Annotated in this window: 18 protein-coding genes and 2 pseudogenes; 15 read left to right on the top strand and 5 right to left on the bottom strand. The window is 48.9% G+C overall.

Annotation, left to right across the window (positions count from 1 at the left end; genetic code table 11):
• Positions 1–56: 56 nt before the first annotated feature.
• A complete protein-coding gene (locus PRUB_RS10555; protein ID WP_010385657.1) occupies positions 57–782 on the bottom strand; it encodes a cytidylyltransferase domain-containing protein in 726 nt (241 codons plus the stop codon).
• A gap of 185 nt (positions 783–967) precedes the next feature.
• Here PRUB_RS10555 and pseI point away from each other — a divergent pair, with 185 nt between their 5' ends.
• Genes pseI through PRUB_RS10535 form a run of 4 tightly spaced genes read left to right on the top strand, consistent with a single transcriptional unit; the run spans position 968 to position 5,361 of the window.
• Positions 968–2,008 (top strand): pseudaminic acid synthase, encoded by a 1,041-nt coding sequence (gene pseI, locus PRUB_RS10550; RefSeq protein WP_010385658.1) that lies wholly within the window; start codon positions 968–970, stop codon positions 2,006–2,008.
• Positions 2,005–2,256, top strand: a complete 252-nt coding sequence (locus tag PRUB_RS10545; RefSeq protein ID WP_010385659.1) for an acyl carrier protein — start codon at positions 2,005–2,007, stop codon at positions 2,254–2,256. Before pseI ends, PRUB_RS10545 begins: the two co-directional genes overlap by 4 nt.
• Positions 2,253–3,851, top strand: coding sequence for a hypothetical protein (locus PRUB_RS10540; protein WP_010385660.1), 1,599 nt, complete (start codon positions 2,253–2,255; stop codon positions 3,849–3,851). The genes PRUB_RS10545 and PRUB_RS10540 overlap by 4 nt, the downstream gene beginning before the upstream one ends.
• A complete protein-coding gene (locus PRUB_RS10535) occupies positions 3,844–5,361 on the top strand; it encodes a class I adenylate-forming enzyme family protein (protein WP_010385661.1) in 1,518 nt (505 codons plus the stop codon). Before PRUB_RS10540 ends, PRUB_RS10535 begins: the two co-directional genes overlap by 8 nt.
• A gap of 14 nt (positions 5,362–5,375) precedes the next feature.
• Here PRUB_RS10535 and PRUB_RS10530 read toward each other — a convergent pair whose 3' ends face one another.
• Genes PRUB_RS10530 through pseB form a run of 3 tightly spaced genes read right to left on the bottom strand, consistent with a single transcriptional unit; the run spans position 5,376 to position 8,722 of the window.
• Positions 5,376–6,506 (bottom strand): Gfo/Idh/MocA family protein, encoded by a 1,131-nt coding sequence (locus PRUB_RS10530; RefSeq protein WP_010385663.1) that lies wholly within the window; start codon positions 6,504–6,506, stop codon positions 5,376–5,378.
• Between the two features lie 6 nt (positions 6,507–6,512).
• Positions 6,513–7,703 carry a UDP-4-amino-4,6-dideoxy-N-acetyl-beta-L-altrosamine transaminase gene (gene pseC, locus PRUB_RS10525; protein WP_010385664.1) on the bottom strand — a complete coding sequence of 397 codons (1,191 nt, stop codon included), beginning with the start codon at positions 7,701–7,703 and terminating at the stop codon, positions 6,513–6,515.
• Positions 7,704–7,720: 17 nt separating this feature from the next.
• Positions 7,721–8,722, bottom strand: a complete 1,002-nt coding sequence (pseB, locus tag PRUB_RS10520) for a UDP-N-acetylglucosamine 4,6-dehydratase (inverting) (protein WP_010385665.1) — start codon at positions 8,720–8,722, stop codon at positions 7,721–7,723.
• A 225-nt stretch (positions 8,723–8,947) separates the two neighbouring features.
• Here pseB and PRUB_RS10515 point away from each other — a divergent pair, with 225 nt between their 5' ends.
• Positions 8,948–9,733: a flagellin N-terminal helical domain-containing protein gene (locus PRUB_RS10515; protein ID WP_010385666.1), complete on the top strand. Its 786-nt coding sequence runs from the start codon at positions 8,948–8,950 to the stop codon at positions 9,731–9,733.
• Positions 9,734–10,100: 367 nt separating this feature from the next.
• Positions 10,101–11,543: a sigma-54 dependent transcriptional regulator gene (locus PRUB_RS10510; RefSeq protein ID WP_010385667.1), complete on the top strand. Its 1,443-nt coding sequence runs from the start codon at positions 10,101–10,103 to the stop codon at positions 11,541–11,543.
• Between the two features lie 147 nt (positions 11,544–11,690).
• On the opposite strand, the gene PRUB_RS10505 is transcribed toward PRUB_RS10510, so the two are convergent.
• Positions 11,691–12,302, bottom strand: coding sequence for a DNA-3-methyladenine glycosylase I (locus tag PRUB_RS10505; protein WP_010385668.1), 612 nt, complete (start codon positions 12,300–12,302; stop codon positions 11,691–11,693).
• Between the two features lie 181 nt (positions 12,303–12,483).
• Between PRUB_RS10505 and PRUB_RS10500 the strand changes: the two genes are divergently transcribed.
• The 9 genes and pseudogenes from PRUB_RS10500 (at position 12,484) to fliJ (ending at position 21,979) form a co-directional block, all read left to right on the top strand.
• Positions 12,484–13,596: a sensor histidine kinase gene (locus PRUB_RS10500; RefSeq protein ID WP_010385669.1), complete on the top strand. Its 1,113-nt coding sequence runs from the start codon at positions 12,484–12,486 to the stop codon at positions 13,594–13,596.
• On the top strand, positions 13,593–15,002 hold the full coding sequence (locus PRUB_RS10495; protein ID WP_010385671.1) for a sigma-54-dependent transcriptional regulator: 1,410 nt from the start codon (positions 13,593–13,595) through the stop codon (positions 15,000–15,002). Before PRUB_RS10500 ends, PRUB_RS10495 begins: the two co-directional genes overlap by 4 nt.
• Before the next feature lie 185 nt (positions 15,003–15,187).
• Positions 15,188–15,529, top strand: coding sequence for a flagellar hook-basal body complex protein FliE (gene fliE / locus PRUB_RS10490; protein ID WP_010385672.1), 342 nt, complete (start codon positions 15,188–15,190; stop codon positions 15,527–15,529).
• 20 nt (positions 15,530–15,549) lie between these two features.
• Positions 15,550–16,659: pseudogene (gene fliF, locus PRUB_RS10485) on the top strand (flagellar basal-body MS-ring/collar protein FliF); the annotation flags it as partial.
• Positions 16,658–18,238: pseudogene (gene fliF / locus PRUB_RS10480) on the top strand (flagellar basal-body MS-ring/collar protein FliF); the annotation flags it as partial. The pseudogenes fliF (PRUB_RS10485) and fliF (PRUB_RS10480), both read left to right, overlap by 2 nt.
• Positions 18,231–19,271, top strand: a complete 1,041-nt coding sequence (gene fliG / locus PRUB_RS10475; protein ID WP_010385674.1) for a flagellar motor switch protein FliG — start codon at positions 18,231–18,233, stop codon at positions 19,269–19,271. The pseudogene fliF (PRUB_RS10480) and the gene fliG, both read left to right, overlap by 8 nt.
• 3 nt (positions 19,272–19,274) lie before the next feature.
• On the top strand, positions 19,275–20,090 hold the full coding sequence (gene fliH, locus PRUB_RS10470) for a flagellar assembly protein FliH (RefSeq protein ID WP_010385675.1): 816 nt from the start codon (positions 19,275–19,277) through the stop codon (positions 20,088–20,090).
• Positions 20,091–20,186: 96 nt separating this feature from the next.
• Positions 20,187–21,530 carry a flagellar protein export ATPase FliI gene (gene fliI, locus PRUB_RS10465; RefSeq protein WP_010385676.1) on the top strand — a complete coding sequence of 448 codons (1,344 nt, stop codon included), beginning with the start codon at positions 20,187–20,189 and terminating at the stop codon, positions 21,528–21,530.
• Positions 21,530–21,979, top strand: coding sequence for a flagellar export protein FliJ (fliJ, locus tag PRUB_RS10460; protein WP_010385677.1), 450 nt, complete (start codon positions 21,530–21,532; stop codon positions 21,977–21,979). The genes fliI and fliJ overlap by 1 nt, the downstream gene beginning before the upstream one ends.
• Positions 21,980–22,014: the final 35 nt, after the last annotated feature.

The raw sequence follows: 22,014 nt of genomic DNA, 5'->3' as shown, positions 1-22,014 counted from the left end.
ACAATGCTAACGCAAATATCGTGCCTAAAGTGCAGGTGTCAAAGACCTACTCTGTGCTAAACAGTTTTTTGTTCAACGTGCTTATTTATATCGGCAAGGTGGGGGTGATTCTTTAATGTTTCTAATAACTCGCTGTAACCAAAGTCGAGGCGATTATCAAATTGCTGATAAATTGCCTGAATTGCGGTGTAATCATCCGGCTCGTCTAGTGTCAGCCGATAGTGGCTGTGGTCGTCACCTGCACTGATGATGTGGCTATTCATGGTGTTGAACTTTGCCATGCCTAATGTGACATGTTCTCTGTCTGGTGCACTGGTAGCAAGCTGGTGTGTGCGTGCCAGCATGCGAAATGCGAATACACAGGTATCCAGACCGCGAGGAAAGCCGCTATGTGGCCCCAGGCTGACCATATCTACATCATGATTGTGGTAGTAAGTGATGGTTTGACGAACCAAATCAGCATCAATGAGAGGACAGTCACTGGTCAGGCGTACAATGGCGGTATTGTCTTGTGCACCAAACTGACGGGCTGCCAGATAGTAGCGGCTCAGCACATCTTCCGTACTGCCCTGAAAATACTTCACTCCAAGGCGCTGACACAGAGCGACAATAGGGTGTTCGCTGCCATCGTCGGTGGTTGCAACGATCACATTTTCCGTCAAATCTTGAAGCCGCTCCAACATCACTTGCAGCACAGTGCTATTACACAGAGGCAGCAGCACTTTGCCGGGTAGGCGCGTTGAGGTCATTCTTGCCTGAATAATGATCTGAACTTTATTCATTGAAGTCATTGTTATCATTGTAATTGAGATCAATATAGCAAATGATTACACTCAAAGACAGAGACAAAGTGGCGTTGAAGCGCGCGAACCTATTGACTTTGGACAATGTTTACTCATTTTTTCAAAAAGGGCGCACTTTTTGCTTAATTTGATAGAGATGCCAGCGTAAAACAAGAAGGCGCACAGTGAATTTTCAGAAACACATTACCATTGCAGGCAAGCAAGTCGGCCATGACCAGCCCTGCTACATCATCGCAGAAATGTCTGCAAACCATGGCCAATCATTAAGCAAGGCCAAAGAGCTGGTGCATGCGGCAAAAGAAGCCGGGGCCGATGCGATAAAGCTGCAAACCTATACGGCAGACACCCTGACCATGGATTGTAAACTGCCGCATTTTGAGGCCACGGGTCCATGGCAGGGGCAATACTTGTATGACTTGTATAAAGGGGCCTATATGCCCTGGGACTTTCATGCCGAGTTATTTGAGTTGGCTGAAAAAATAGGTATTACCTGCTTCTCTTCCCCCTTTGACAAAACGGCAGTCGATTTACTCGCTCAGTTGAATGCGCCGGCCTACAAAATTGCCTCGCCGGAGTTGATTGATCATCAACTTATCCGCGATGTCGCAGCAACCAACAAGCCAGTGATTATGTCGACGGGGGGAGCGACTTTGGTTGAGATTGCTGAAGCCGTAAAGGTGGCTGAGGAAGCGGGTATTAAAGAGCTATGTTTGATGAAGTGTACCAGTACTTATCCTGCGCCTGCTGACAGCATTAATCTGCGTACCATTCCGCATATGCGAGAGGCCTTTGGCTGTCCTGTCGGCTTGTCTGATCATACTTTAGGTAATGATGTGCCTTTGGCATCCGTGGCTGTGGGTGCTTGCATGATTGAAAAGCACTTTGTGATGAGCAAAGAGGACGATACCGCCGACAGCTTTTTCTCAATGACACCTGATGAATTAGCCGCCCTGGTGCATGGCGTGCGGCAAATAGAAATGGCGATGGGGCAGGTTCATTACCCGAGTGAGGCGTCCAAAGCACGCCGCTGTGTTTACATCGTTAAAGACATTCAAGCAGGTGAGCGGATCACGGCAGAGCATGTGGCACAGATGCGTCCGGGTGGCGGCGAGATCATGCCCAAATCGCTACCAGATGTGATTGGCCGCACCGTAAATAAGGCAATGATACGTGGGATGCAGTTAAGCTGGGGAGATATGCTATGAGCATACAGCGTGAAGCCGTACTGGTTTTGTTAAAAGAATTTTTCGAAGCGCGCGCTGTGGTTGTAAGCGAAGCGGACTTTGAATCCTTCGACTTTATTGCAGCCGGTGTGCTGGACTCTTTCGAAGTATTGTCGATGATCATGCACATTGAAGCGCATTTGGGTTTGTCTGTCCCGCCAGAATTACTGCTTGAACCACGCAATGCACAAGTGGGTTGTTTTGTCGATGCCATAGTGGCGCTGGCATGATAGCCATTCGTGTGGATACGCGCTGTGGCTTAGGTCACTTTATGCGCATGAAGTGGTTGGCCAAAGCACTGATTGAGCAACAGCAGCAAGTGATAATGCTGGTGGATGAGCATACGGTGCCGGTGCGTTTTTACCATGACGTGGATATTGAACTGATCGAAGTCCCGCAACAACCTGATGTTGTCAGTGATGCGCAGTTTGCGCTGGATGCACTGGCGCGACGAGGCGCTACGGTGAGTGGCTGGGTGGTTGATGGCTACGGCTTTGATGTGCAATGGGAAGCACATATTCGGCAAAGTGGTGTACCACTGTTGGCAATGGATGACTTAGCCCGGGAGCATGTTGCTGATTTGGTGGCTGATGCCAAATGGCAGGGGTCACAAACCGCCTTGCGTTATGATGGTAAACTGGCTGACCACAGCCAGACTTTACTGGGGCCAGATTACTGTATTTTGGCACCTGAGTATCATTACCCAGAGGCACAAGTGCGTGATGGTGGGCTACTTTTTTCACTGGGTGGGGGTGGTGACTGGCGTGTACCGGCAAAGTGGATTGCGCGTTTGCTCGAAGCGCCTCCTGAAGGGCTGGAGACCACAGAAATTCAGGTTGTGATTGGCCCTAAAGCGACAAGCACTGAACAACTGTCTATTTTGGCAGCACAACACCCGCGACTGACTTTAATTGAACAGGCAACTAGTCTCGCACCGTATTATCAGCGCTGTGGCCTGTTTGTGGGTGCGCTCGGGACATCTTTGTATGAACTGGCCGCAACCCAAACGCCTGCACTGAGCTTTAGCCTGGCAGTCAATCAGGATAATGCATTAGCGGATCTTGAGGCGCTGGGGCATTACCTGCATATCCCTGACTTGCTGGCGCAAGATACACATAAGGTTATCGGGCTAATCGCAACTTTGTACCATGAGCGTAAACGGGTGCACCAACTTCGCACAAAAGCGGCTATCAAGGTGGATGGACTGGGCGCGCAGCGTATCGCCTCTGCGCTGTTAAATGGAACCGGAGCAGGGTTGACAGAACTTAGAGACGCCAATGAACAGCCACAAATCAGCTGGACATTGGCAAATAACTTGCGATTGACTGCAGTGACAGATGCCCACATCAATCGCTATCTCAGTGCTCGCAACCGCAGTGATAACGCCTGGCGCATGACCATTACCGATCGTATTAATACAGTAGACCACTATCGCTGGTGGTTCCGCCAAACACGTGACTCATTTGTGTTGTTACAAGACGAAGAACCATTACTCTATGTCTGGCACCAATGTACCACAATAGATGGACAGGCTTATTTGTTTGGTGGCTGGTTTGCAGCCAGTGATGCCGTGAATTTTGTGCATGCTCAGCTTATCTTGCAGTGGCAGCTAACTTATACCGCTGAGGTTTACCCCGACGCTATCTGGGTTGCCGTGATCAACAAGCAAAATCGGTTTGTTAACTTGCTGAATGAGCGCGCCGGCTTTGTTGCACTGGCTGATAATGAGCCCGCTCATGACGCCGCGCGGCGGCTTTTCCCCAATGCCAGTCCCGCAGACTTTAACTTTGTTGGCAAATATCCACCGAGGACAAACTGTGAGTAACATCTATCAAATATTTGCACAGCACGTGCAGTCTCAGCCAGATAAAACCGCATTGGTGTTTGAGCAACAAACCTTGAGTTATCAGGCATTGAATGTTGAAGTATTAAAGCTTTGTGCGCATTTTAGCCGGTTAGGGTTGCAACCAGGTCAACGGGTGGCGTTGTTTGCCCCGAATGGCCTCGAATATCCGGTTGTGATGCTGGCGGCAGCCCGTCTGGGCCTGGCTATTGTGCCTTTGCCAATCAGTCTGAAAGGTGATGCACTGTCGGTGGCGCTAAAGAAAACGCCTGTTGCGGCAGTGATTGCCTGGCCTTCTATTGGTCGAACTTTACTTGCAGACGCTGTCATTGAGCCCACCAACCTGATCAGCTTGTCACAGCCGGTTGCGGATGAGCCTTGTTGGCAGGATATTATGTCAGCAGAGCTAACCGTGCAGTCGATGAATGCGCCAGAGCAAAAGGTGGATGTTAATAGCCCGTATATACTGACTATGACATCCGGATCTACAGGTCAGCCCAAGCCCATAGTACTTAGCCAGCAGTGTAAAATCAGCCGCGCCTTTGACGCCACGATAAATTACTACGGGTTGTCCCCGGATGAAGTGGTGTTGGTCGCTACGCCACTGTATCATTCTCTTGCCCAGCGCGGGGTACTGATGCCCCTGATGTTAGGCGCAACCAGTGTGATCTTGCCAAAATTTACCTTACCAAAGTGGCTCGCGGCTATCGAGACGCATTGCGTGAGTTTTTTGTTTGCTGTATCGGCTCAATTAGAGAGCTTGCTCAATAGTGATGAAGAAGCTGATTTGAGCTCATTGCGCTGTGTGGTGTCGTCTTCTGCGGTGCTGTCAGCTGAGTCTAAGCAGGCTTTGTTGAGCAAATTACCCTGTCGTTTTCATGAGTGCTATGGTGCTTCTGAAGTCGGTGTGGTCAGTGACTTTTGTGTTAGCGAGCGACGTGATAAAAACGGCGCGGTCGGTGAGGCTTTGCCGTTTGTGCAGGTCAAAATCCTGGATCAGCAAAGGCATACAGTGAGTGAGGGGGAAATTGGCGAAATTGCCTGTCAGACGATAACCGGCTTCAGTGGTTATTTGAAAATGCCCCAGCAAACTCAGGAGGCTTTTGATCCACAAGGTTACTTTCTGACCGGCGACTTGGGTTATCTGGATGAAGATGGCTTCCTGTATTATGTTGGGCGAAAAAAAGAGGTGATCTCCAGCGGGGGGATCAATATTTTTCCTCAGGACATTGAGGCGGTTTTCAGAAAGCATCCGAAAGTGGTGGATTGTGTGGCTTTTGGTTGTGCAGACAGGCAGCTGGGTGAGTACATCAAAGTGGTCTATGAGCAACAGGATGACACGGATATCAGCCGTGAGTTAAGGCTACTGTGTTTGTCTGAGCTGACGGACTATCAGCAACCGCGCTCGCTCGAACGCATTAGTGCGCTGCCAAGAACGCCAATGGGCAAGGTCCTCAGAAATGACGTGAAAACACGCTTTTCAGAGGTGTGACCCGGGTGTCAGGCTTAGACCTGACACCAACTGTGTTGCTCATTAGAGGTCACTGCTGCTTCAAAAAGTGCCAGTCCCGCCTGAGCCTGAGCAAAGCCAAACACATACTCATTTGTAGGGGCTGTGCCAGTCTGATAAGCACTGAGCGCCTGGTGAATATCGGTGTACAGGTTTGCAAATGCTTCAACAAATCCGGTCGGGTGACCTGGCTTCATTCGATTGTAACGGAACTGGTTGGCATACTGACACTGACCAGCGCGGTCCAGTATCTCGCGCCTGCCATCACTGTATTGCAGTTGTAACTCATCCGGGTTGAGCTGCACCCAGGTCGCACTGCCCGCTGTGCCATACACTCGGATTTGCAGGCCGTTACGGTGGCCGATAGCTGTTTTCGACATCCACATACTGCCGTGGATCCCATCGGGGTATTTAAGGAGCATTTGTACATCGTCAATCAATCCCGGATAGTCGGAGTGATTGGCAAACTGAGCGCAGGTTTCTGTCGGTTCCCGTTCCAGTAAGTAGCTCGACAAGTGATGTAAATGGACGCCCAAATCAAGGCAGATAGTGGGAACCTGATAGTCCTGAAGTCGCCACGCCTGCGGCTTGGCAGGTTTACCCGCGATATCAGGTGGACGCTTGAAGCCTTCCTGGGGCATCTCCAGATGGATTTTTTGGATCTGACCTAATTTGCCCTGAGCAATCAGGTGTTTGAGCTCACGAACCATAGCATAACCGCTGTAGTTATAAGTCACAGCCAGGAAGTGTTTGGCAGGATCATACACTGTTGCTAATGCCTGGGTTTCAGCGGTACCGCAGACCAGTGATTTTTCGCAAATGATCGGAACATTCTCGTTCAGTAGCGCCGTCAGCACTTCCAGATGATGAGGCGTGGGTGTGAGCACCACGACAGCGTCTACCAGCTCTTTTTCTTGTTTGATAAGCGTCCGCCAGTCGCTGTAGGTCCGCTCTGGAGCGATATCCCACTGCTGTGCGGTCGCTGCATTGGCATTTTGATCGCGACTGAAGGCACCTGCAACCACTTTGAAGCGATTGTCCAGTTGTGCAGCGGTAAAGTGTACGTAGCCAACGGCCGAGTTCATCCCTCCGCCGATAAAGGCAAGGTTTAAAGGCTTAGTTGTCATGGGCTGCTACTCCTTGTGTGCTGTATGAGTATGTTGCCAGTCGCTGAGTAGCTGACAAAGGGTTTCAACGACCTGTTGTTGCTGTGGTGCGGTTAAAGACGGAAACAAAGGCAAGGTGATGGCACTATGGTAATACGCCTCACTGGCCGGGCAATATCCGGGCTTAAACCCCTGTTTCTGATAGTAAGGTTGTAAATAGATAGGGATATAATGCACATGCGCAAAGACCCCTTGGGCTCTCAATTGAGTGACCAGATACTCATGTAGCTGCCGGGTACTGTGCGCAATTCTGACGACATACAGGTGATAGGCACTGTACTGATCATCAGATTGAGTTAAAGGGGTTACGTCTTCAACCTCTGCAAACAGGGCGTCGTAGCGTTGTGCCAGCTGGTTACGGGTGGCAACAAACTGATCAAGCTGAGTTAACTGGCTCAAACCCAGCGCAGCATGCAGATCGGTCATACGATAGTTGAACCCCAGTGCGTGCTGTTGATAGTACCAGGGGCCATGACTGGGCTCAGTTAACAGAGTGGGATCTGCCGTAATGCCATGACTACGCAATGAGCGCATACGCTGCGCAAGCGCCTCATTTTGCGTGACAGCCATACCACCTTCCGCAGACGTAATAATTTTAACCGGGTGGAAGCTGAACACACAAATGTCCGAATAGTCGCAGCGACCAACGGGGGTATTCTGATAGCGCCCTCCGATGGCGTGGGAGGCATCTTCGATGACTTTAAAGTCATACTGCCTAGCCAATTTTGCGATGGTTTGCATATCGCAAGACTGACCAGCAAAGTGTACGGGGATCACCACATCGGGCAACCGCCCGGCTTCGTATGCGTGTTGTAACTTTTCAGCTAAGGCCCGGACACACAGATTGCCCGACGTCTCATCGATATCTACAAAGTCGACGGATGCACCGCAATACAACGCACAGTTTGCTGAGGCAACAAATGAATTTGGTACCGTCCAGACCAGACTGCTCTGCGTGACATCGAGTGCCATACAGGCAACATGTAAAGCCGACGTCGCGCTATTTACTGCGACGGCATAAGGTGCCTGACAGTATCTGGCAACGGCTTGTTCGAACTGAGGTACAACCGGTCCTTGAGTCAAAAAGTCAGACTGCAACACCGCGACTACCGCGTCAATGTCCTGCTGCGCGATGCTCTGTTTGCCATAAGGGATCATATTATCCTCCCGGCGTATCAGGCCAATGCCTGAGCATTGAAGGCTTTAATTTCTTCTACAGAGAGGTAGTCCGGGTTACTGAGCGAATTGTATTCAAAGCCAGGTGCTACAGCATGGCCTTGTTCATTCAGTGCATTGGTATCGAAGTCATTACTGCGGCTGCTAAATTTGATACCGGGCGCAATGACAAAGTGGTCACTAAATTCATAAGTGTCAAAGCACAAATCTTCCGGGCACATCACTTCGTGCAGTTTTTCTCCCGGGCGGATCCCAATGATTTTATGCGGGAGTTGCGGCGCCATTGCAGTAGCAAGATCAACAATACGAATGGAAGGGATCTTAGGGACGAAAATCTCACCTCCCATCATACGTTCAAAATTTTTCAGTACAAAGTCAACACCTTGCTGGAGGCTGATCCAAAACCGCGTCATATCGGCATGGGTGATGGGGATATGATCACACCCTTCATCGATAAAACGCTGAAATACCGGAACAACCGACCCTCGAGAGCACACCACATTGCCGTACCGGACCACAGAGAATAAGGTTTTGTGGCCACCTGCAATGTTATTTGCAGCAACAAATAATTTGTCAGAAGCCAGTTTGGTTGCGCCGTAGAGGTTAATCGGGTTGGCGGCTTTGTCTGTTGACAGGGCAATGACTTTTTCGACATTGTTGTCCAGCGCTGCTTCAATGACGTTTTCAGCCCCATTGATGTTGGTTTTAATACACTCCATGGGATTGTATTCAGCAGCTGGTACTTGCTTGAGTGCCGCAGCATGGATCACATAATCTACACCCTGCATCGCGCGATAAAGGCGGCTTTTGTCTCGCACATCACCAATAAAATAGCGCATACAGGGATCATTGAATATTTGCTGCATCTCAAACTGCTTTAGTTCATCACGAGAAAAAACAATAATTTTCTTTGGCTTGTAACGGGTTAAAAGCGTTTTGACATACTTTTTACCGAATGAGCCTGTGCCGCCTGTGATGAGAATAGTCTTATTGTCAAACATAAAAGTCCACCTAAAGGTGCATTGAATTCTTTACAGTATAGAAAAAGGTATGACTGTAACAAAATTCGCTTAAAAAAATAAAAAAGCGATTACTCAATACTTTATATCAGATATTGATAATTTGCAGTAAATATACCGAGACTGCTATTCAATTTCTGACAATAGATGACTTTTTGAACACAAAGGAGTAGACTTAAAGCTAATAACACCTGATGGGGAGGCGTTATGCAGATAAATTCTCAAAGTACTAATTTTTTTAATCAGGTTGATAAGACCAATAACAAGCTTAATCAACAGCTTGCAAGTGGTAAAAAGGTCAACTCAGCAGCCGATGATGCGGCGGCGTTGCAGATAATTAACCGTCTGACATCTCAGCAGGAAGGCTACAATCAGTCTATCCGTAATGCCTATGATGGTATTTCGTATTCGCAAACGACCGACTCTGCGTTGTCTGGTGTCAATGATGCAGTATCGCGGATCCGCGAACTGTCGTTGCAGGCTGGCAGCGGCGCGCTGACAGACAGTGACAGGCAAGCTTTGCAAGAAGAAGTGTCGCAGCTTCAGTCTCAGATCACAGATACCTTCGCTAATACAACCTTTGGCGGACAGGCACTGTTTGATGGTAACCAGACCAGCTTCCAGGTGGGGCCTGATGCCAATACAACGCAAGGGTTTACGGCGTCTGATGGCAGTTTCGCTAACCCGATCCTGAGTGTAGATATTTCGACTCAGGCCGGTGCGCAAACGGCGATTGATGCGGCAGATCAGGTGTCTGAAGATCTCAATACGCAGAGAACCCAGCTGGGTGCGTTTGAAAACACGCTAAATAGCACGATACGTGGCCTGGGAACGCAAAGAGACAACATCGCGGAAAGTCAGAGTCGGATCCAGGATACTGACTATGCAAGTGCGGTTGCTGAGCAAACGGCCAACGATATTTTGTCTCAGGCATCTATTGCATTACGCGGACAGGCAAATCACTCTGCTTCATCGGTGCTGGGGCTACTGTAAGCAAAAATTGGTAACTACAATACGTTAAAAGAGCCTGCAATTTAATGCTGGCTTTTTTATTACCTCTGCTGCGATTGGGTCGCGGGAAGCTCTTCTTTGTCCATACTGGTGTATTCAAAATAGTACCTGGATCCAAACCACAATGTTGCGACGCCACAGGTTGTTCTGAGGCGTTAATTTCGTTCCTTATAAAAGTACACCCCTCTGATTTTTCTCAATTTTAATCCTTAAGTATTGATTTGGCGCATAGGCAGCGGCGTTTTTTTGGCGTTGATGTCAAAAACTTGCCACTTAGGTATTGCATCCCCATGTCACTGACTTACAATCATTAGTATTGATATATACAAAGAAGTTGGATCTTGCGGGCATGATTACGATCCTGGATAACAATAATAACAGAGCAGCCGGGCTGGCAGCGGCATTGAGTTTCGTTGGGCAGCCAGCTCAGGTCATTGCGGAGTCGGAATTTTCCCCCGATCTGCTGCATAACCTACAAGAGCCAGTGGTTATCCTGGGGGCTCTGTCACAATTAAATCATGAGGCGTTGATCAAATCTTTGCCCGCAGTGCCGTTTTTGCTGATTGGAGAAACTTTAAGGCCACTACTGTCGTTAGCAAACGTGATTGGTCTTATCACGGAGCCATTTAGTCAGGAAGTGACCATGCAATTATTGCATGATTGCCAGCAATATCAGCGTATGTTGCCGGGTAAGTCAACGCAGCTAAATGATGCTAAGTCGTTTGACGGCCTGGTGGGAGATACGAAAGCCGTCAAAGAAGTGCGCTTTCTTATCTCTCAGGTTGCAAAAACTGACGCCAATGTCCTGATCCTGGGCGAATCCGGTACCGGTAAAGAGGTGGTTGCGCGAAATGTACACTTGCTGTCCAACCGCAATTCAGGTCCTTTTGTGCCTGTTAACTGTGGCGCGATTCCCGGAGAGCTACTTGAGAGTGAGTTGTTCGGACATGAAAAAGGCGCGTTCACCGGCGCGATCTCCGCACGTAAAGGGCGTTTTGAGCTAGCGCAAGGTGGTACATTATTCCTCGATGAAATCGGCGATATGCCTTTGCAAATGCAGGTTAAGTTGTTACGTGTCCTGCAGGAGCGCAGTTATGAGCGTGTTGGTGGTACCAAGCCTATCCAGGCGGATGTACGGGTTATTGCAGCAACGCACCGCAACCTGGAAACCATGATCGAAGAGGGCAAATTCCGCGAAGATTTGTTTTATCGTTTAAATGTGTTTCCTATTGAGAACCCCTCTTTGCGTGAACGTGCTGATGATATTCCTTTGCTATTAAAAGAGTTGTTACGTCGTGTTGCAGAGCAGGGTGGCAGTACGGTGAAGTTCACCGATCGCGCGATTGACAGCCTTAAAGCACATAGCTGGCCCGGGAATATTCGTGAGCTGGCTAATCTGGTGGAGCGCATGGCCATTATGTTCCCCGAAAAAGTGGTCGATGTGACCGACCTACCTGGTAAGTATCGCTATATCGAAGTGGAAGCTTACGAACCAGAATACCCGGAAGAGCTGCTTGAAAAAGACGTCTTTAACGAACTATTCAGTGATGGTTTCAGTGATTTTGAGGATGAAGAAGAAACACTCGAACAGGATAATGCTGAGCCTGGTCTGGGATTGCTGCCTGAAGAGGGGATTGAGCTCAAAGAGTATCTGGCTGAGATGGAGATTAGTCTCATTACTCAGGCTCTTGAACGGTATGACTATGTGGTTGCCAGAGCGGCTGAGATCCTCGGCGTACGCCGTACTACCCTGGTCGAAAAAATGAAGAAGTACAATCTGAATCGCGATTAGACAGAGTTACTCAATACGTAATTACGGCACCCAGGCGGTGCCGTTTTTTATGGTTGCACAAATGAGATGCGCTACACACTTATGTGTTTGTGTACGTGGGTAGCACGAAAAGAGCCTGGCTGCTGTTAAACGCTAATACGCTACACATCACTGCTTGCTAAGCTGCGCTTTAATACCCAGCGTCTTATTTGCTTCTAATATGGGCGCTTTGCAAAAACAGTCATCGTGATGATCGTTGACCATGCCACAGGCCTGCATGTGCGCATAGACTGTGGTGGGCCCAAGAAATTTGAAACCACGCTTTTTTAAATCTTTGGCAAACTGTGCGCTGATCTCTGTGGTTGCCCGATAGTCCTCGGGACTGTGAATGGTGTTTACGATTGGCGTAAAGTTGACGAATTGCCACTGATAGTAAGCAAAGCTGCCAAACTCCTGTTGAATGTCGATAAATCGTTTTGCGTTATTAATGGTGGCCTGGATCTTCAATTTATTACGGATGATCCCGGGGTTGTCCATCAGCCTGGCCACATCGTCCTCAGTCATTGCTGCAACTTTGTGTGGCTCAAACTGATGAAACGCCGCTCGATAGTTATCACGTTTTTTTAATATGGTATACCAACTGAGCCCTGCCTGAGCAGATTCCAGAGTAATAAACTCGAACAGCTTATTGTCATTCAGTACGGGCTTTCCCCATTCTTCGTCGTGATACGCAACGTAATCAGGCTTGCTTAAATCGACCCAGTGACAACGTGTGGTCATGATATTGTCCTTAATGTGACAGTGATTAGAGTTAGTGTAGCGCATTATTAATTGCTGTACAAATAAACAGTGTCAAACTTTTGAAGGCGCCTTGCTGTTTTTAACTTATTGAATACTATGGGTTTTAAAGTTGGCATGGCATTTGCTTTTTCTGAGTATCTAGATTTATGAGAGCAACGTCATGGCATTAGCAAAAGTGATTAATCCACAATTTGTGCCAACCACTCAATACAACCCTTGCTTGTTACAAGAAGCGTATATGGGTGAGCTGAGTGATTTGCGGCAACAGGCCAGTTGGCTGAGTCATCTGGTCGATACCATGCCAGCGGGTGTGGTGGTATTAGATGGGCAGGGTATGATAGCCAAAGCCAATCAGATAGCCATTGATATGCTGGGTGAGCCACTGGAGGGGGAAAAGTGGTTTACTATTATCCAGCGTTCCTTTTGTCCACAGCAGGATGATGGCCATGAAGTGTCTCTCAAAGACGGACGTCTGATCAAACTCGATATTACCGCCCTGACGCCGGAGCCTGGCCAACTGATCCTGATGACGGATCTGACGGAAACGCGTCGTCTTCAGGCACGTGTTGCACACATGCAGCGTCTCAGTGCTTTGGGAAAAATGGTGGCGTCTTTGGCCCATCAGGTACGTACGCCTTTGTCTGCAGCGATGCTTTATGGTGCAAACCTGGGCAGTAGCAAACTACCTGCGCAGTCACGAGATAAATTTCATACTAAGCTGATGTCTCGCCTTAAAGATCTTGAAAATCAAGTTAACGATATGCTGTTGTTCGCAAAAAGTGGCGAACAACAGGTCATTGAGCGTGTCTCAATGCAACAGCTATTGAGCGAGGTCAAAGCGGGCGCAGATGCAATGGTGTCACTGCACAAAGCCGAATTGACCGTGACTTTACCTGAGCCGGATATTGAAATTTTGGGCAATAAAACGGCACTGGCAAGCGCCATTCAGAACCTGATCCACAACAGCGTGCAACACATTGGCGCAGGAGCCCAAATAGAGATTTGCGCCCAACGCGATGCCGGCACAGATACTGTGCGTATTAGCGTGTCTGACAATGGCCCAGGTGTTGACCTGAGCCAGGCTAGTAAACTATTTGAACCTTTTTATACGACTAAATCACAAGGCACAGGCCTGGGGTTAGCCGTCGTGAATTCTGTCGCCCATTCCCATAAAGGTCGGGTTGACGTTAGCAATAATGAAAGCGGAGGCGCATGTTTTAGCATGTTATTGCCTATTTCCAGCGAACATTCATCATTACAGGAGGCCGTATGAGCAACAAAATTTTAGTTGTCGAAGACGATGCCGGGTTGCGCGAAGCACTTATCGACACGCTTGAAATGTCGGGGTTTGAGTGCGTCGAGGCGGATAGCGCTGAACAGGCAGTGATATTGTTAAAACAACAAGTGTTTTCGCTGTTGGTCAGTGACGTACAAATGGGTGCCATGAGTGGTTTAGACTTGCTCAGGACTGTGAAACTTAACTACCCAGATTTACCTGTGCTGATGATGACGGCATACGCCACCATAGACGATGCGGTTGAAGCGATGCGTCTTGGGGCGATTGATTACATGGCAAAACCTTTTGCGCCCGAAGTATTGCTGAATATGGTTAGCCGCTACATGCCGGAAAAAGCGAAAGAAACCGATGGTCCGGTGGTGGCAGACAGCAAAAGCCTTGAGCTGCTTGAGCTCGCCAAAAAAGTGGCGCGCTCAGATGCCAGTGTAATGGTGTTGGGTCCGAGTGGCTCAGGTAAAGAGGTACTTGCTCGTTATATTCACGACCGTTCAGAGCGTGCAGATCAACCATTTGTGGCAATTAACTGTGCTGCCATTCCCGAAAATATGCTGGAAGCGACGTTGTTTGGGTATGAAAAAGGCGCTTTTACCGGTGCGATTACAGCCTGCCCTGGTAAGTTTGAGCAAGCACAGAAAGGAACAATACTACTAGACGAAATTACGGAAATGGATCTGGGCTTGCAAGCCAAGCTATTAAGGGTATTGCAGGAACGAGAAGTCGAGCGGCTGGGGGGTCGTAAAACCATTGAGCTGGATGTTCGGGTCCTGGCAACCAGTAACCGCGACCTCAAAGAGGCGGTGAATGACGGTGTTTTCCGGGAAGACCTTTATTACAGACTGAATGTATTTCCATTGACCTGGCTGCCATTGGCAGAGCGCAGCGGAGATATCGTCCCACTTGCAGCGCATCTGTTACAGCGTCACTGTGACAAAGCCGGTAAAGTGACTCCAGTGTTGTCTCAATGTGCTAAAAACAAACTCATGAGTCACGCCTGGCCGGGCAACGTTAGGGAGTTAGACAATGTCGTGCAGCGGGCGCTTATTCTGCAGCAAGGCGCGACCATTGCCGCTGACGATATTTTCATCGAAAATTTTGCGCCGGTGCTCACAACTGCTGCACAACCGCCACTGACGGAGCCTGCTGAATTTGCCTCAAATGATAGTGAGCCTGCTGATCAGATCACCGTGAACATGAGCGAGGATGCAGAGGGGCTGAGCTACAAAGAGGAGCTTCAGGATAAGGAACACCAAATTATTCTCGATACGTTGAACCGCTGCAATGGCAAACGTAAAGATGTTGCCGAGTTACTCGGGATCAGTCCCAGAACACTCAGATATAAGCTGGCAAGAATGCGCGACTTGGGTTTACCTGTGCCAGCCTAAGCATTTAATCACAACATCCGGGCAACCACTTGCCCGGATGAAAGGCCTTCCTGTGACCGTTTAGTAGTCACTGTCAAAAATTCGACTATCCCCAATTCATCTAACTCATTGTTTTTATTGTGTTTTAATCTGGCACACTTTGTGCATTATTCAAGTTATGTATAACTCACAAAGTGAGCCAGACCATGAAAATTCAATCTACCGGACTTTATCAGGAAATGCAGGCAATGGCCTCCGAGGCCGGCCGTGTCAGACCCCAGGACCCAAATAAATTGCCTGTCCAGGCAACGGCGGCAACTTCAAGTGCCCAGTTTGGCGATTTACTTAGCGATGCACTTAATACGGTTGCAGGGCTACAGCGTGATGCCAAAGAGAAAGTGACCGCGGTTGAAATGGGTGACCGCAGCGTCTCTCTGGCGGAAGCAATGATAGCTAAAAACAAATCATCAGTGGCCTTTGATGCGACCATGCAAGTCAGAAATAAGCTGATAGAAGCATATAAAGACATCATGAGCATGCCGGTATAAACAGAGTTTAGTGGAGAGTAATCGTGGCTACCAATCAATCAACCGATCTGGCACTTGCTGATGGACAATCCGTTCCAGGAGCCGGTGCTGATGCAGACACGCAACAAGAGCAAAAATCAGGCTACTTTAGTGCTTTGAGCGGTGTTGATATGCTCCGCCAGATTACTTTGGTGATCGCACTGGCTATCTGTCTGGCAATCGCTATCTTCATCATTATCTGGGCACGTCAGCCGGATATGCGTCCATTAGGTCAATACCCTACTGAAGAGCTGGTTCAGACACTGGACTTTCTCGATGCACAAAAAATCGAATATGACCTGGATGGCAATACCATAATGGTGGCGGAGTCTGATTATCAGGACATAAAACTGAGAATGGCTCGTGACGGGTTCAGCCAGGCACCGAGCAGTGGTACTGATATTCTGATGCAGGACATGGGGTTTGGCGTGAGTCAGCGTCTTGAACGTGAACGTCTTAAACACAGCCGTGAGCAACAGTTAGCGCGTACTATCGAAGAGCTACAAGACATCAACCGCGCCAAAGTTCTGCTGGCGATTCCGAAAGAAAATGTTTTTGCACGACGTGAAAAGCAGCCGTCAGCGACAGTAGTGCTTACATTAAAACGTGGCCGCACACTGGACAGTGAAGAAGTTGATTCCATTGTCGATATCGTTGCTTCAGCGGTACAAGGTCTGACGCCAGCGCGTGTTACCGTGACTGATCAGAATGGTCGCCTGCTCAATTCCGGCTCTCAAGACTCTCTGGCAGCACGCTCTCGTAAAGAATATGAAATCGAGCGTAAGCGTGAGCAGGAATATCTGGAAAAAATTGACAGCATCATGATCCCCGTGGTGGGACTGGGTAAGTATACCGCTCAGGTTGATCTGACGATGGATTTCAGCGCGGTTGAAGAAACCCAAAAACGCTTCAACCCTGACTTACCTGCGGTGCGTAGTGAAACCACCTTTGAAGAAAATAATGTTGGCGGCCTGGCAGTGGGTATCCCAGGTGCACTTACCAATCAGCCACCGGTGAATTCTAATATTCCTGAAGTGGCAGGTCAGGGCAATGGCTCCGGTACGACACCATCACGTGTCCACAAAGAGGCCACACGTAACTATGAGCTGGATTACTTTGGTGATCGCACTGGCTATCTGTCTGGCAATCGCTATCTTCATCATTATCTGGGCACGTCAGCCGGATATGCGTCCATTAGGTCAATACCCTACTGAAGAGCTGGTTCAGACACTGGACTTTCTCGATGCACAAAAAATCGAATATGACCTGGATGGCAATACCATAATGGTGGCGGAGTCTGATTATCAGGACATAAAACTGAGAATGGCTCGTGACGGGTTCAGCCAGGCACCGAGCAGTGGTACTGATATTCTGATGCAGGACATGGGGTTTGGCGTGAGTCAGCGTCTTGAACGTGAACGTCTTAAACACAGCCGTGAGCAACAGTTAGCGCGTACTATCGAAGAGCTACAAGACATCAACCGCGCCAAAGTTCTGCTGGCGATTCCGAAAGAAAATGTTTTTGCACGACGTGAAAAGCAGCCGTCAGCGACAGTAGTGCTTACATTAAAACGTGGCCGCACACTGGACAGTGAAGAAGTTGATTCCATTGTCGATATCGTTGCTTCAGCGGTACAAGGTCTGACGCCAGCGCGTGTTACCGTGACTGATCAGAATGGTCGCCTGCTCAATTCCGGCTCTCAAGACTCTCTGGCAGCACGCTCTCGTAAAGAATATGAAATCGAGCGTAAGCGTGAGCAGGAATATCTGGAAAAAATTGACAGCATCATGATCCCCGTGGTGGGACTGGGTAAGTATACCGCTCAGGTTGATCTGACGATGGATTTCAGCGCGGTTGAAGAAACCCAAAAACGCTTCAACCCTGACTTACCTGCGGTGCGTAGTGAAACCACCTTTGAAGAAAATAATGTTGGCGGCCTGGCAGTGGGTATCCCAGGTGCACTTACCAATCAGCCACCGGTGAATTCTAATATTCCTGAAGTGGCAGGTCAGGGCAATGGCTCCGGTACGACACCATCACGTGTCCACAAAGAGGCCACACGTAACTATGAGCTGGATACCACCATTTCACACAAGCGTCAGCAAACTGGCGTGATCCGTCGCATCAGTGTTTCAGTGGCGGTGGACTACATGAACAAGCCAGATGCTGAAGGCAATATGGTAATGACTGCACGCTCACAAGAAGAGCTCAACAACATACGTCGTTTGTTGCAAGGTGGTGTAGGCTTTGATATGCAGCGTGGTGATGCGCTGGAAGTGGTGACCGTACCTTTTGTACGCGAAAATATTCTTGAAGAGAGTGACTTGCCGTTGTGGGAGCAGGAATGGTTTATGAAAACCATCCGTCTGGTCATGGGCGCTCTGGTTATCATTGTATTGATACTGGCGGTTGTCAGACCTATGCTGAAACGTCTGATTTACCCAGAAGATACACTGGAAGACTATGATGAAGATGCGCTAACCTCAGGTGTAGACCTTGGCGACAGTACTTTAGATATGCTAAACAATGACTTTGATGAATCAGCAGTTGGCTTCTCTTCCGATGGTACATTACAATTGCCAGACTTACATGGCGATGAAGATTTGCTTAAAGCTGTTCGTGCACTGGTTGCCAACGAGCCAGAGCTGTCTTCTCAAGTAGTCAAAGCATGGTTAACTGAAGATGAGTGATGAAGAACAAAAACAACTGCCGCCGGCGTTTGATGTAGACAAACTGGATGGGGTCGATAAGGCCGCCATCCTGCTACTCAGCCTGACGGAAGAAGATGCCGCCCAGATCCTGAAGCATCTTGAACCAAAGCAGGTTCAGAAAGTGGGTATGGCGATGGCGGCACTCGATGACTTATCGCAGGCCAAAATCAGTGCGGTACATAATCTGTTTATCGAACAGATCCAAAGTTTCAGTACCATAGGCTTCCAGTCAGAGGACTTCATTAAGAAGGCACTGACCGCTGCACTCGGTGAAGACAAAGCAGCTAGCCTGATCGACCAGATTGTGATGGGCTCCGGCGCCAAAGGTCTGGACTCTTTGAAATGGATGGATTCTAAGCAGGTGGCGAATATCATTCGCAACGAGCACCCGCAGATACAAACCATTGTACTGTCTTATCTCGAACCGGAACAATCTGCTGAAATATTGTCGCAGTTCCCCGAAAAAGTGCGGCTCGATTTGACAATGCGGATCGCAAACCTTGAAGAAGTTCAACCTGCCGCATTGCAAGAGCTGAACGAAATCATGGAGAAACAGTTCGCGGGTCAGGCCGGTGCGCAAGCTGCGAAAATGGGCGGCCTGAAAGCCGCTGCAGATATCATGAACTATCTGGATACCAACATCGAAGGTCAGCTCATGGACTCTATCCGTGAGCATGATGAAGAAATGTCTCAGCAAATTCAGGATCTGATGTTTGTCTTTGAGAACCTTATGGATGTAGAGGACAGAGGCATTCAGGCTATTCTGCGCGAAGTACAGCAAGATGTCCTGATGAAAGCCATTAAGGGCGCCGACGATTCGCTGAAAGAGAAGATCATGAAGAACATGTCGAAGCGTGCAGCTGAAATGATGGCTGACGATCTGGAGGCAATGCCACCAGTAAGGATCAGTGAAGTGGAAGCGGCGCAGAAAGAGATCCTGGCAACAGCCAGACGCCTGGCAGACTCGGGTGAAGTCATGCTCGGTGGTGGTGGTGGTGAGGAGTTCTTGTAAGCCATGGCTGAGAAGAAGTTATATCGTGGTAAGCCGGTGAGTTCAGAAGCATTGGATGAGCTACTTGAGAACTGGCCAATCCCTAATGTGGATGAAGACCTGAGTAAGTACTCCGGGCGTTCCACCGCCATGGGAACACCACTTGAAGAGCTCTATCAACAAAAGGTCAGTCGGCCAGAGCCAGAGCCGGAAGCCGAAGAAGTCCCCATGCTCACACTCGAAGAGTTGGAGCAGATCAGACAGGATGCATACGAAGAAGGCCTGAAACAGGGCCATGAACAGGGTTATATCGAGGGATTTGACAAAGGCGTTAGTGAGGGCAAAGAAGCAGGTTATAAAGAAGGGGTAACGCTTGGTAAAGAGCAGGGGATAGAAGAATCAAAGCCGCTGATTGAAGAGCGGTTACACTCTTTGTCCGCGTTACTTGAAGCAACTCAAAAACCCCTGCGACAGATAGATGAAGCTGCCGAAAAGCAGTTATTGCAACTCGTCAATTTATTGGCAGAGCAAGTTATCTTTGAGCAAGTTAAAACCCGCCCTGAGCTGATTTTACAGGCCCTTAAGAAAGGCATTGATGCCTTACCGCTGCATGACACACAAATGCGGATCAACCTGCACCCGGAAGATTTAGCCCTGGTTAAAGAAGCCTATGGGGAGGAAACCATCGCTGAGCAACACTGGCAGTTAGTGCCAGAGCCAACGCTTGAACGTGGTGGCTGCCATATCAGAACGCCAGAGTCGTCAATTGACTTGAGTCTTAAAAATCGCATTGCTGAAGTGCTGGGCAGCTTTTTGCAAGCCAGTGGTGCTGACACCTGAATCTGAGCACAACGCGGCGTACTGAATTAGTCGCCGCAAAAATATTGGAGAGATTTTTGCATAAGTGAGTTATCTGAATTTATTCACTGACAGCACATGACCGTATCCAGTTCGACAGAGCAACCCTTGGCTGAACGCCTGCAAAAATTTCAAAAACATATCCAGCCTTACGGTGTCGCCGTTGCGGGCAGTCTGACTCGGGTCGTTGGTCTCACGCTGGAAGCTAAGGGCCTCAATGCCCCGGTCGGCAGTCAGTGCAAAATCGAAACCATTCGTGGCTTTGTCGATGCCGAAGTAATCGGCTTTAATCATGACACCCTCTATTTAATGCCCAACGATCATATATCAGGTGTGTTACCTGGCGCCCGTGTTATCCCGCAAATCAAAGAGGCAGGCTTGCCCGTTGGGATGACCCTGTTGGGCCGGGTTGTAGATGGCCTGGGTCGTCCTCTTGATGGGCTCGGACCGATTGAGGCTGAAACCCACCTTAAATTTGCACAGGCGGCGATTAATCCTCTGGCCAGAAGGCCAATTAAAGAACCAATGGACGTCGGCGTGCGTGCCATTAACTCCATTGTAACGGTTGGGCAAGGGCAGCGAATGGGCCTGTTTGCGGGCAGTGGCGTCGGTAAATCCGTGCTACTCGGTATGATGACACGTGGCAGTGAGGCAGACGTTATTGTGGTTGGTCTGGTTGGCGAGCGGGGCCGGGAAGTAAAAGAGTTTATTGATGAAATCCTCGGTGTTGAAGGGCGACAACGCTCCGTCGTCGTCGCGGCACCGGCCGATGCATCACCCCTGATGCGATTAAAGGGGTGCGAGAGCGCTGTCACGATTGCAGAATATTTTCGAGATCAGGGGCTGAATGTGTTGTTGCTGCTCGATTCGGTTACTCGTTATGCCATGGCGCAGCGTGAAATCGCGCTGGCGGTGGGGGAGCCACCGGCAACCAAGGGTTATCCCCCCTCCGTATTTGCCAAATTGCCGGCTTTGGTCGAACGGGCGGGTAACGGTGGGGAAGGCCAGGGGTCGATCACGGCGTTCTTCACAGTATTGAGTGAAGGGGACGATATGCAAGATCCGATTGCAGACTCTGCCCGGGCAATTCTTGATGGACACATTGTATTGTCGCGGGAGCTGGCTGACAGTGGTCACTATCCGGCCATTGACATCGAGAAATCTATTTCACGGGTCATGCCTCAGGTGGTATCAGACAGTCACATGCAGCAGGCTCGTGTGCTTAAACAGGTTTATTCTATGTATCAGCAAAATAAAGATATGATCACATTGGGTGCCTACCAGCAAGGCAGTGACCCTATGTTGGATCAGGCCATCAATATGATGCCCAATATCAACGCCTTCTTGCAACAAGGCATGAAAGACGTGTTGCACTATGACGAATGTCTGCAAGGTCTGGCACAACTTCTTGGACAAGGCTAATGGCAAATAACAAACTAGACTTACTGTTCAAACTTGAAAGTGAAAAAGAAGAAAAATTACGCCTTAATTTTATTCAGGCGGAGCAAAACTTTCATGCGAATCAACAAAAGCTCAATGGCCTGAATGATTTTCGTCTTGAATACAGTCAACAACTTCATCAAAAAGCACAACAAGGTCTGTCGAGCGCGGGGTTTGGCCAGTATCACGCCTTCATCAGTAAGATTGAAGAGGCCATTCGGCAGCAGGCTAATACCGTTGCCACCGCTAAACGGGTAGTAGATCAGCGTCGTAAGTTATGGTTAGAGCAGCAAGTGAAAGCCAAAGCGATTGCCAAGCTGATAGAGAAAAAGGCATTAGAGGAGCAACAAAGGCTGGCCAAAGCAGAGCAAAAAATGCTTGATGAGTTTGCAACCAATATCTTCATGCGTCGTAAGCTCGCACAATCATAAAAGGTGTCAAAAATAGTTCATGAATGGCGTGCTTT

Origin of the sequence: Pseudoalteromonas rubra, from assembly GCF_000238295.3 — a bacterium.
Classification (GTDB): domain Bacteria; phylum Pseudomonadota; class Gammaproteobacteria; order Enterobacterales; family Alteromonadaceae; genus Pseudoalteromonas; species Pseudoalteromonas rubra.
This window is presented reverse-complemented; position numbering and strand designations above follow the sequence as displayed.

Bases quoted from the DNA above. Each gene is read 5' to 3' on its own strand.
- PRUB_RS10555 (WP_010385657.1), bottom strand. From the start codon at position 782: ATGAATAAAGTTCAGATCATTATTCAGGCAAGAATGACCTCAACGCGC.
- PRUB_RS10545 (WP_010385659.1), top strand. From the start codon at position 2,005: ATGAGCATACAGCGTGAAGCCGTACTGGTTTTGTTAAAAGAATTTTTC.
- PRUB_RS10540 (WP_010385660.1), top strand. From the start codon at position 2,253: ATGATAGCCATTCGTGTGGATACGCGCTGTGGCTTAGGTCACTTTATG.
- PRUB_RS10530 (WP_010385663.1), bottom strand. From the start codon at position 6,506: ATGACAACTAAGCCTTTAAACCTTGCCTTTATCGGCGGAGGGATGAAC.
- pseC (WP_010385664.1), bottom strand. From the start codon at position 7,703: ATGATCCCTTATGGCAAACAGAGCATCGCGCAGCAGGACATTGACGCG.
- pseB (WP_010385665.1), bottom strand. From the start codon at position 8,722: ATGTTTGACAATAAGACTATTCTCATCACAGGCGGCACAGGCTCATTC.
- PRUB_RS10515 (WP_010385666.1), top strand. From the start codon at position 8,948: ATGCAGATAAATTCTCAAAGTACTAATTTTTTTAATCAGGTTGATAAG.
- PRUB_RS10510 (WP_010385667.1), top strand. From the start codon at position 10,101: ATGATTACGATCCTGGATAACAATAATAACAGAGCAGCCGGGCTGGCA.
- PRUB_RS10505 (WP_010385668.1), bottom strand. From the start codon at position 12,302: ATGACCACACGTTGTCACTGGGTCGATTTAAGCAAGCCTGATTACGTT.
- PRUB_RS10500 (WP_010385669.1), top strand. From the start codon at position 12,484: ATGGCATTAGCAAAAGTGATTAATCCACAATTTGTGCCAACCACTCAA.
- PRUB_RS10495 (WP_010385671.1), top strand. From the start codon at position 13,593: ATGAGCAACAAAATTTTAGTTGTCGAAGACGATGCCGGGTTGCGCGAA.
- fliE (WP_010385672.1), top strand. From the start codon at position 15,188: ATGAAAATTCAATCTACCGGACTTTATCAGGAAATGCAGGCAATGGCC.
- fliG (WP_010385674.1), top strand. From the start codon at position 18,231: ATGAGTGATGAAGAACAAAAACAACTGCCGCCGGCGTTTGATGTAGAC.
- fliH (WP_010385675.1), top strand. From the start codon at position 19,275: ATGGCTGAGAAGAAGTTATATCGTGGTAAGCCGGTGAGTTCAGAAGCA.
- fliI (WP_010385676.1), top strand. From the start codon at position 20,187: ATGACCGTATCCAGTTCGACAGAGCAACCCTTGGCTGAACGCCTGCAA.
- fliJ (WP_010385677.1), top strand. From the start codon at position 21,530: ATGGCAAATAACAAACTAGACTTACTGTTCAAACTTGAAAGTGAAAAA.